Source organism: Cellulomonas sp. URHE0023, from assembly GCF_000688475.1.
Lineage (GTDB): Bacteria > Actinomycetota > Actinomycetes > Actinomycetales > Cellulomonadaceae > Cellulomonas.
This window is the reverse complement of sequence record NZ_JIAN01000007.1, coordinates 402,274-411,462: the sequence shown is the minus strand read 5'-3', so window position 1 is coordinate 411,462 and position 9,189 is coordinate 402,274. Positions and strand designations below refer to the sequence as shown.

The window sequence follows — 9,189 nt, the reverse complement described above, 5'->3', positions numbered from 1 at the left end:
GGAAGGTGGACATCGCGGAGCTCCTGATCGAGTCGCACGGCCGCGTCGGCGGCGTGCTGCACCGAGCCGTCGGCGGCCTGGACGTCGCCCAGCTGACGTGGCGTGCGGACCCGGACGCGAACACGATCGCGTGGCTGGCGTGGCATGCGGCGCGGGGCGAGGACGCCCAGGTCGCCGACGTCGCCGGTCGGGAGCAGGTCTGGACGACGCTCGGCTGGGCCGGTCGGTTCGCGCTGCCGTTCGACGACCATGCCTCGGGGTACGGGCAGAGCTCCGACGAGGTGGGGCAGGTCCGGGTGTCCGCGGAGCTGCTGCTCGGCTACTACGACGCCACCGCGGAGGCCACCAAGGCCTTCCTCGGCGGGCTGCGCGCAGACGACCTCGACCGTGTCGTGGACGAGGGCTGGGACCCGCCCGTCACGCTCGGCGTCCGGCTCGTGAGCATCATCGACGACAGCCTCCAGCACGCCGGGCAGGCGTCCTACGTGCGAGGGCTGATGGAGCGCGCGACGTAGGCTCGGCCGCATGCGCTGCGCCTACTTCGATGCCGAGCGGTGCCGCTCGTGCACGTGGATGGGGCGGCCGTACGGCGACCAGCTGGCGGACAAGCAGGCGCACGTCGAGGCGCTGCTCGGTGCCGGACCCCAGTGGCTGGAGCCGTTCGAGAGTCCCGAGTCGGGATACCGGAACAAGGCCAAGATGGTGGTCACCGGGACCGCCGCCGAGCCGATGCTGGGCATCCTCGACGCCGCCGGGCACGGGGTGGACCTGCGTGAGTGCGGGCTGTACCCGCCGTCGCTCCAGGCCGCGTTCCCGGTGCTCGCGGCGTTCGTGGCTCACGCGAACATCGCGCCCTACGACATCGCCGCACGCACGGGTGAGCTCAAGAACCTGCTGGTCACGCAGTCGCCGGACGGCGAGCTCATGGTGCGGTTCGTGCTGCGGTCGCAGGAGCCGGTGACCCGGATCCGCAAGCACCTGCCGGCCCTGCTCGACGCGCTCCCGTCGCTGCGCGTGGTGTCGGTGAACCTGCTGCCCGACCACAAGGCCGTGCTCGAGGGCGAGCGCGAGATCCTCCTGACCCCCGCAGAGACCCTGCGCATGCGGGTCAACGACATCGACCTGCACCTGCGGCCGCAGAGCTTCTTCCAGACGAACACGCCGGTCGCCGCCGCGCTGTACCGGCAGGCGACGCAGTGGGTGTCCGGGGTCGCGCCGTCGAGCGTGTGGGACCTGTACTGCGGGGTCGGGGGGTTCGCCCTGCACGTCGCCGCTCCCGACCGCGACGTCGTCGGGATCGAGACCAGCGTCGAGGCGATCGCGAGCGCGCAGCTCAGTGCTGCGGAACGCCACGCGGACCACGTCCGCTTCGAGGCGGGGGACGCCACCGCGTTCGCGCTCGCGCACGGCGCACCCGACCTCGTCATCGTGAACCCGCCGCGTCGTGGGATCGGTGCGCGGCTCGCGGGGTACCTCGACGCGTCCCCGGCGAACCACGTCGTCTACTCCAGCTGCAACGCCGAGTCGCTCGCCCGGGACCTCGACGCCATGCCGTCGCTGCGACCTGTCCACGCGCAGCTGCTCGACATGTTCCCGCAGACCACGCACTACGAGGTGCTCACGTTGCTCGAACGGGTGTAGCGAGCGCGGCGTCCTCGATCGCCGTGGCCCCGTGCGGTATCAATGCGCATGGCCATCGACCCTGTCCTCGTCGTCGGTGGCGGCCCGGCTGGTCTGGCCGCCGCCGCCGCACTGCACCGCCGTGGCGTTCCTGCGCTGGTGCTCGAGAAGTCCGACGCCGTGGGCGCCTCGTGGCGCCGGCACTACGACCGGCTCCACCTGCACACCACGCGCCACCTCTCGCGGCTCGGTGGCATGCCGTTCCCGCGGCGCTACGGCCGCTGGGTCGCGCGTGCCGACGTGGTGGAGTACCTCGAGCAGTACGCCGAGCACCACCACCTGCGCGTGCAGACGGGCGTCGAGGTCACCCGGATCTCCCAGGGCGACGACGGCCGGTGGCACCTCGACACGAGTGCAGGCCCCATGAGCGCGCCCCAGGTCGTCGTCGCCACCGGGTACAACCACACTCCCGTCCCGCCCGCCTGGCCGGGCCGGTTCGACGGCGAGGTGGTGCACGCGTCGACCTACCGCAACGCCGAGCCGTACGAGGGCCGGGACGTGCTGGTGGTCGGTGTCGGGAACACCGGTGCCGAGATCGCGGTCGACCTGACCGAGGGTGGCGCCTCGCGCGTGCGGCTCGCGGTGCGGACGGCGCCGCACATCGTCCGTCGGTCCAACTTCGGCTGGCCCGCGCAGGCGACCGGGATCCTGATCCGCCGGATGCCCGTGCGGACGATCGACGCCGTCGCCACACTGATCGCGCGTGTCGAGGTTCCCGACCTGTCGTCGTACGGGCTGCCCCGGCCCACCACGGGTCTCCTCTCGCGCGTCAGCGAGGGCTCGGTGCCGCTCCAGGACGTGGGACTCATCGCGGGCGTGCAGTCCGGGCGCATCGAGCCGGTCGCGGCCGTGACGTCGTTCGACGGCAAGGACGTCGTGCTTGCCGACGGCTCCCGCGTGGCCCCCGACGTCGTCCTGCTGGCAACCGGCTACCGGCGCGGTCTCGAGCCGCTGGTGGGGGACCTGGGCGTGCTCGACGACCGCGGCGTCCCTGAGCGCTCGCTGCCCGGCCTCTACTTCACAGGGTTCACCAACCCGATCAGCGGCATGTTCCGCGAGCTTCGTCTGGACGCCCGCAAGATCGCGCGCGCCATCACGAGGCGCCGTTCCTGACCTGGAAGGTGAGGTGCGTGGCCTCGTCGGTGGCGACGAGGCCCGTGCGCACCAGCTCGGTCGTGCCGGGATCCGTGTGGTCGAACAGGCGGACCCCACGGTGCAGGAGCACCGGGACCAGGTTGAGCACGACCTCGTCCACCAGACCCGCGGCGAGGTACTGCTGCTGGACCGAGGCGCCCCCCATCACCGGGACGTCCCGGTCTCCGGCGGCCCCGCGCCTGGTCGATCGCCGCCGCTCGGCGAGGGATCGGGCTGCACGAACTCGACTCCTACCGCAGCCGATCGGGCGACGATGGACGCAGCTGGTGCTCGGTTTCGCGAAAGTGCGGACGTCCGCGATCCCGAGTGCCATCGCCCAGGTCGCGGACCTGCTCACGGGTGGGGTCCCCGAGCTCGTCGTCGACCGGATCTCAGGCGGTCGGACGAACGGCTAGCCCGCATTCGTAAGCGACGATCACCGCCTGCACGCGGTCGCGCACCGCGAGCTTCTGGAACAGCCGGTTGACGTGCGTCTTCACGGTCGCGTCCCCGACGTGCAGCGCTGCCGCGATCTGCGTGTTGGACAGCCCTCGGGCCATGAGCTCGAGGACCTCGACCTCCCGCGGCGTCAGTGCGGCGAGGCGACCCGCGTGGTTCGTCGCAGGGTAGCCCAGGTAGTCAGCGATCAGTCGACGCGTGAGGGCCGGAGCGAGCAGAGCCTCACCTGCGGCTACCACCCGGACGCCGTCGATGAGGCGGTTCGGCGGAGCTGTCTTGAGCAGGAAGCCTGCAGCGCCGGCGCTCAGGGCAGCGCGCAGGTACTCGTCGCTGTCGAAGGTCGTGAGCATCAGGACGTGCGGCCACGGCCCAGGGGCGGCCAGGATGCGCCGGGTTGCTTCGAGGCCGTCGAGCCCCGGCATCCGGATGTCCATCACGACCACATCGGGTCGTTCCGACGCGCTGAGTCGGACCGCGTCCTCGCCTGTACCCGCCTCACCGACCACCTCGAGGTCGTCCTGGCTCTCGAGGATCATCCGCAGCCCCGCCCGGACGAGGTCCTGGTCGTCCGCGAGGAGCACGCGAATCACGGGTCTACCAGCGGGAACGTCGCACGCAGTCCGTAGCCGCCGCCGGGGGAGGCGCCAGCGGTCAGGCTTCCGGTGTACAGGGCAACCCGCTCGGAGAGGCCGACCAGTCCGTGTCCACCCGAGAGCTCGTCGGCGAGCCCACCTGTGCCGTCGTCGACGACGGTGACCTCCAGGTCGGTCGCGGTGTAGATCAGACGGACGGTCACGTGCACCGGTCCGCTGTGCTTGAGCGTGTTGGTGAGAGCTTCCTGGACGATCCGGTAGACCGCGAGCTCGACCCCGGCAGCCATGGTCCGAGGCTCGCCGCCGACCTCGAGCGCGACGTCGAGGCCGACGGTGCGACCGGTGTCGAGGAGGGCAGGCAGGTCGCGGATGCCGGGCTGCGGCGCGAGTCCCAGGTCCTCACCACCCCCGCGCAGGACGCCGAGCATCCGACTCATCTCCGCCATCGCCTCGCGTCCTGTGCGCTGGATCGTGCGCATCGCCTCGACCGAGCGCTCCGGATCAGTGGGGGCGACCTGCTCGGCCGCACCGGCCTGGACGACCATGACGCTGATCGAGTGTGAGACGACGTCGTGGACCTCGCGCGCGATCCGGAGGCGTTCGTCGGCCCGGCTCCGGCGGTCGGACTCGTCGAGCTCCTGTGCGGCGAGCATCGCCTGCCGCTCGAGCCCCACGGCACGGGCCGTGCGGCGCCGCACTTGGTTGCCCATGAGGCCCATCGCCGCAAAGAAGATGAACCCGAACAGGAAGTTCCCGAGCTCCTCTCCGCTCACCACGGTCTGCAGCACGCCGCCGCAGGCCAGTGTGACCAGGCCGGCCACGGCGTGCCGAGGCGGCGCGTACGACGCGAGGGAGTATGCGAGCACGACCACCACGAGGAGCTCGACGATCGGCTCGTCGAGCGGCACGCCCGCCGCCACCACCAGGATCCCGAGCAGTGTGGCGACGACGGCCGCGGCGAGCGGTGCGATCCGTCGGTAGGCCACGGTGGCGGCCATCCCGACCCCGCAGACCAGTGCGGCCGGCCAAGGAGCCATGGCCGGGTTGAACACGACCTCGCCGACCGCGAGAACCGTGATCCCGCCGGCGAGAGCGATGTCCCACCGTGGAGGCCGGGGCGGGGCGTGGCGACCCATGGAAAGAACGTAGGCCTTGCTTTTCGCGCGACGCGTCCACCCGAGGGTTGAGATGGACGTTCCAGCCTTCGGTTGATGACGCGGCGAGGGGCGCTCCCTAGCGTCCGAAGGGTCCGCTACACGTGTGCCTCACCTCGGGAGCTGCCATGTTCACCAGCCCGTCAACGGTCCGCCGGACCGCATTCGCCTCCTGGGTCGCGGCGTGGTCCGGTGTCGTCCTTGCACCCCTGCATGCGCTGGCCCGTTTCGCGACGGTCGACGGCGCGGCGGATCTCGAGACCGCTATCACCCGTGCGTGGGCCGTCCCGGCAGCCGATGTGCTGGCGCCGCTGCTCGACTGGGCGTCGCCGGAGACGGTCTACGTCACCTACGGCAAGCTGTGGTTCCCGATCATGGCCATCGCTGTGCTCGCAGCACTCGTGGTCCGCGCTGCTCGCACTCCGGGTCGGGCAGAGCGATGGGCCTGGCGCGTCTTCCTCATCGGCCTCGTTCTGGGGACCCTCGGCGGGTTCGGGTCGTACTACGTCTCCCTGGTCACCCCGACCGCCGTCGATGCCTCGGCGAACCTGCTCTCGTTCCCCGGAATCGTCATCGGTCTCGTCGGCTCGACCTGGCTGGGGATCGTCCTCCTGTACCGCCGGTTCCGGCCGATCGCGACGGGCCTGCTGCTCGCGACCTGGCTGGTGAGCCTCGTCGTGCTCAGTACGGTCGTCGCGCTCGGTGCGGCTGTGCTCCCGGTGGTGTGGGCCTTCGCCCTCGCGACGCGTTCACTGGCCAGGCAGGCGACCGCTTCGAGCGCGAAGCTCGAGACCGCCCAGACCGCCGAGGCGTGAGGCCGGGGTGCGCGGACCGGGGCGGCCGATGTGCCGCCCCGGTCCGGAGGCCTGCTACTGAGCAGGGTTCGCGTTGTGCACGAGCTCGAGCGCCATCTGCGGGAACCAGGCACCCGCCGCCGGGTCGGCGTACCCGCGGACCGGGTCGATGCCCCCGGCGGGCGCCCACCGCGTGCACTCGCCGTCGGACTCGCCGGGGATCTTGACCCACAGGTACGCGTCCACGTACGGGTTGCCGGTGGTGAGCGTCGGCTTCGGACCGAGCCGGCGGTCAGGCGGGTTGCACCACACCTGCGGGTCGCCGGACGGGCTGCCCGCCGGGGCGGTCCAGGGACCCTGGCCGTTACGGCTCGTGTCGATCACCGCGTGCGCCAGCACGTCCGGTCCGCTGGGCGGGTTGGCGGCGTTGGTGACGTTGTCGACGTACCACTGGTCGGTCAGTCCCCAGGTGCTGAAGTCGCCGGGCGACGCCGGGTAGTACTGGCTCCCGCAGTAGTCGAAGTGCCCGACGCGCCAGCCGCCCTCGGCCGGGTTGGTGCCGTACCAGAGGCACTGCGAGATCCACGACGCGTACTTGGCCTGGCGTTCCGTGAGCTCGTAGTTGGACACGTTGAGGAAGAACCCGTCGGCCTTATCGACGCCGGCCTGGTGCAGGCGGTCGGCGATGTCACCCGCGCCGAGCCAGCCGCTGTGCGTGCCGTCGAGGTAGACCGTCGTGTTCGGCAGAGCGGTGAGGCGGTCCACCGCGCCGTTGAGCTGCGTGAACCGGTCGGGGGCAGCCGTTGCCGGGTCGAGCTCGGCCGGTTGGCACCACTCGAACTTCCGTTCGGGGTCCGTGATCGGGATGTTCCAGGGGATGATGCCGAGGCCGTCGGGCTCGACCAGGACGATCGCCTGACCGTCGCCGATCCCGGCCGTGAACCCGTCAATCCAGGCGAGGTAGCTCGCGGTGTCCGCAGCACCGCCCGCGGAGTACTGGGCGCAGTCCCGGAACGGCAGGTTGTACGCGACGAGCACGGGGATCGTGTGCGTGAGCCGGGCCTGGCGCATGGTCTTCTGGACCGACTTCTTGACCTCGGCGGGCGTGCCCTGCGTGAACCACACCGCCTGAGGTGTCGCCACCATCTTGGTGATCGCGAGCGCGTCGGACCACTGGTGGCTCTTGGCCAGCTCGGCGATCTGCTGGACCGCGCCCGAGTCGGGTGGCGGGGTGAACAGGCGGGTCGCGGGGCCGGGCTGGTGGTGGTCGTGGGCGCTGGCGGGGGCGGCAGTGCCGAGTGCGAGACCGAGTGAGAGCGCTACCACGGCGCCGGCCGCTAGTGCTCTCGGGCGTGTTCTTACCGGGGGATGGGGCACGGAAGTCTCCTACGTCGTTGTCGGATGACCGTTCTCGTGACTGACGCGGGGAGCGCTCCCACGCGTCTCCACGAGCATGGCGAACCGGACATCGGCGCGCAAGGTGTACCGGTAAGGGAAACGTCGCCCGCGGCCCTTCCCACCCGGAAGGGTGACCCTCCCGCCGAGGGGAGGAAGGGCCACGGCGTCAGCGGCGCACCTGCCTCGTCGCGAGGCTGCTACTTCAGCAGGCCTCCGCCGACCCAGTCGCGGATGGCCGCGACATCGCCGTTGCTCAGCTCCATCCGGGCGCCCCGGCACAGGCCCACCACGTTGTCGGCCCACGCGGCCGCGACGTCCTTTGCCGTGGTCTTGGACGTCAGCTGCTCGCCCCCGTACAGCGCACCGGAGATGACGAAGTTGACGGTCGACCGGCCGACCGCAGCGCCCGCCTCCTGGCACGCGTTGCGCACGCGTCGGGAGGTCTCCGCCCGGTCGAACGGGTGCGCGGCGATGTCGGCAGCGAGCGCGGTCAGCAGGACCCGGTAGTTCGACCTGCTCAGACCGGGAGTGTCCGTGACGGCCGTGACCTGGCGCTGCAGCGCGCTCGGGTCGGTGTCGGCCTCGGCGACTGCTCCCGGCAGGTCGGCCTCGCCGAACCGCTTCGGGTCCCAGACGTAGCCAGGCGGGCGCGGCGACGAGGCGACCTCGGGCACGTTCCGGGCGAGCCACTGGAGGAAACCGCCGGCGCCTCCCCAGCTGGAACCGGTCAACGCGGGGTCGGCCTTCTGGGCGGCGCCAGCGACTGCGCCGAGCGTGACCGGCCGGTCCGCGGTGCGAACCCGCTGCAGGATCGCCTTGCGGGCGGCCTCGCTCGCGGGGACCACGGGGGTCGCAGGAGGCGTCTCGATGGCCTTCTCGGGCTGCTCGGCCTTCCCCGCAGTCTTGGTGCGACCTCTCGCCGGCGGAACGACCACGGCAGCGCGCGGCGCCTCGACGTTGAGGGTTGACGCGGTGCTGGTCACCAGCTCGGCCAGGTCGTCGGCGGTGATCACGTGGTCGGCGACGGCCCGGTAGGCGGCCGCGGCCGGGCTCGCAGTCATGATGGTCACGCGACGGTCGGCGGCGCGGCAGCGCTGAGCCAGGGGAGTGAAGTCCGCGTCGGCAGACACGATGACGAACTCTTCGTACCGCGTCGGCGCGGCGAGCGCGTCCACGGCATCCAGCACGAGGTTGATGTCGGCGCTGCTCTTGCCCTGCTGGGTCAGCGACGGGCAGTCGACCACCTGGAACCCGGCACGCGTGAAGTTGGGTCGGAACTGCGCGAACCGGGACGGGTTGAGGTAGCACGCGCGGACCAGGAACTTCCGCGTGAAGTCGCCCTCGGAGTCGGTGCCGGTCTCGAGCTCACTCAGCCAGTGCGCCGGGTCCGTGGCGAACGCCTCGGCCGCCACCGGGTCGAGCCGCTGCAGGCCGATGTAGACGTTGTCGAAGTCGACGAACAGGGCGGTGCGGAACCGGCGACCGGTCTCGGTGCGGTCGGCGGAGGTCGTGCTCGATGTGCTCACCCCGACATCATCCCCGGTCGGGCAGCCAGCCGTCCGCACGACGCTCGCAAGGACGCCACGCGACGTGTGACGGGTTCGGTGATGATGAGTCCGTGCATCTGCTGAACACCGCCGCCACCGACGGCTCGAGGTCGTACGCCGAGGTCCTGCGTGTTCCGTCGATGAGCGTCGGAACCGCCGTGCTCGGTGTCGGCGCCGTCGACGGTCAGCAACCGCACACCGAGGACGAGATCTACGTCGTGCTGCGAGGCCGGGCGTCGTTGTGGACGCCAGGCCTCACGGTCGACGTGGGACCTGGGTCGGTTGCGTTCGTACCCGCGCTGGAGGAGCACCGTTTCGTCGACGTTGTCGAGGAGCTGCACATCGTCGTGGTGTTCGCGCCCGCAGAGCACGCCACCACAGAGCACTCCAACGCCTCCGGGTGATCAGTCCCCGCACCTAGCGTCAACCT

At 71.2% G+C, this 9,189-nt stretch carries 10 protein-coding genes; 5 read left to right on the top strand and 5 right to left on the bottom strand.

Annotation, left to right across the window (positions count from 1 at the left end; all coding sequences use genetic code 11):
- The first annotated feature begins 5 nt into the window (after nt 1–5).
- Genes N553_RS0115055 through N553_RS0115045 form a run of 3 tightly spaced genes read left to right on the top strand, consistent with a single transcriptional unit; the run spans nt 6 to nt 2,793 of the window.
- The gene (locus N553_RS0115055) at nt 6–515 is read left to right on the top strand and encodes a DUF664 domain-containing protein (protein WP_028047217.1); all 510 of its coding nucleotides are present in this window, start codon (nt 6–8) and stop codon (nt 513–515) included.
- A gap of 10 nt (nt 516–525) precedes the next feature.
- Complete coding sequence (rlmC, locus tag N553_RS0115050; protein WP_028047216.1) at nt 526–1,641, top strand: 23S rRNA (uracil(747)-C(5))-methyltransferase RlmC; 1,116 nt, start codon at nt 526–528, stop codon at nt 1,639–1,641.
- 48 nt (nt 1,642–1,689) lie between these two features.
- Nucleotides 1,690–2,793 carry an NAD(P)/FAD-dependent oxidoreductase gene (locus N553_RS0115045; protein WP_197030094.1) on the top strand — a complete coding sequence of 368 codons (1,104 nt, stop codon included), beginning with the start codon at nt 1,690–1,692 and terminating at the stop codon, nt 2,791–2,793.
- Here N553_RS0115045 and N553_RS25790 read toward each other — a convergent pair.
- From N553_RS25790 to N553_RS24385, 3 genes are read right to left on the bottom strand one after another with little or no spacing between them, the layout of a single operon-like run.
- Complete coding sequence (locus N553_RS25790) at nt 2,774–3,148, bottom strand: dihydrofolate reductase family protein (RefSeq protein ID WP_081844664.1); 375 nt, start codon at nt 3,146–3,148, stop codon at nt 2,774–2,776. The two genes, N553_RS0115045 and N553_RS25790, sit on opposite strands and share 20 nt — an antisense overlap.
- A 58-nt stretch (nt 3,149–3,206) precedes the next feature.
- Nucleotides 3,207–3,863 (bottom strand): response regulator transcription factor, encoded by a 657-nt coding sequence (locus tag N553_RS0115030; RefSeq protein ID WP_028047213.1) that lies wholly within the window; start codon nt 3,861–3,863, stop codon nt 3,207–3,209.
- Nucleotides 3,860–5,002 (bottom strand): sensor histidine kinase, encoded by a 1,143-nt coding sequence (locus N553_RS24385; protein ID WP_051640205.1) that lies wholly within the window; start codon nt 5,000–5,002, stop codon nt 3,860–3,862. Before N553_RS24385 ends, N553_RS0115030 begins: the two co-directional genes overlap by 4 nt.
- Before the next feature lie 146 nt (nt 5,003–5,148).
- Here N553_RS24385 and N553_RS0115020 point away from each other — a divergent pair, with 146 nt between their 5' ends.
- The gene (locus tag N553_RS0115020; protein WP_028047212.1) at nt 5,149–5,835 is read left to right on the top strand and encodes a hypothetical protein; all 687 of its coding nucleotides are present in this window, start codon (nt 5,149–5,151) and stop codon (nt 5,833–5,835) included.
- Between the two features lie 54 nt (nt 5,836–5,889).
- Here the strand turns inward: N553_RS0115020 and N553_RS0115015 are convergent, their stop codons facing one another.
- On the bottom strand, nt 5,890–7,140 hold the full coding sequence (locus N553_RS0115015; protein WP_051640204.1) for a glycoside hydrolase family 6 protein: 1,251 nt from the start codon (nt 7,138–7,140) through the stop codon (nt 5,890–5,892).
- Between the two features lie 269 nt (nt 7,141–7,409).
- Nucleotides 7,410–8,738 (bottom strand): NYN domain-containing protein, encoded by a 1,329-nt coding sequence (locus N553_RS22945; RefSeq protein WP_051640203.1) that lies wholly within the window; start codon nt 8,736–8,738, stop codon nt 7,410–7,412.
- Between the two features lie 92 nt (nt 8,739–8,830).
- Here N553_RS22945 and N553_RS0115005 point away from each other — a divergent pair, with 92 nt between their 5' ends.
- A complete protein-coding gene (locus N553_RS0115005; RefSeq protein WP_051640202.1) occupies nt 8,831–9,163 on the top strand; it encodes a cupin domain-containing protein in 333 nt (110 codons plus the stop codon).
- Nucleotides 9,164–9,189 lie beyond the last annotated feature (26 nt).

Bases quoted from the DNA above. Each gene is read 5' to 3' on its own strand.
- rlmC (WP_028047216.1), top strand. From the start codon at position 526: ATGCGCTGCGCCTACTTCGATGCCGAGCGGTGCCGCTCGTGCACGTGG.
- N553_RS0115020 (WP_028047212.1), top strand. From the start codon at position 5,149: ATGTTCACCAGCCCGTCAACGGTCCGCCGGACCGCATTCGCCTCCTGG.
- N553_RS24385 (WP_051640205.1), bottom strand. From the start codon at position 5,002: ATGGGTCGCCACGCCCCGCCCCGGCCTCCACGGTGGGACATCGCTCTC.
- N553_RS0115045 (WP_197030094.1), top strand. From the start codon at position 1,690: ATGGCCATCGACCCTGTCCTCGTCGTCGGTGGCGGCCCGGCTGGTCTG.
- N553_RS25790 (WP_081844664.1), bottom strand. From the start codon at position 3,148: ATGGCACTCGGGATCGCGGACGTCCGCACTTTCGCGAAACCGAGCACC.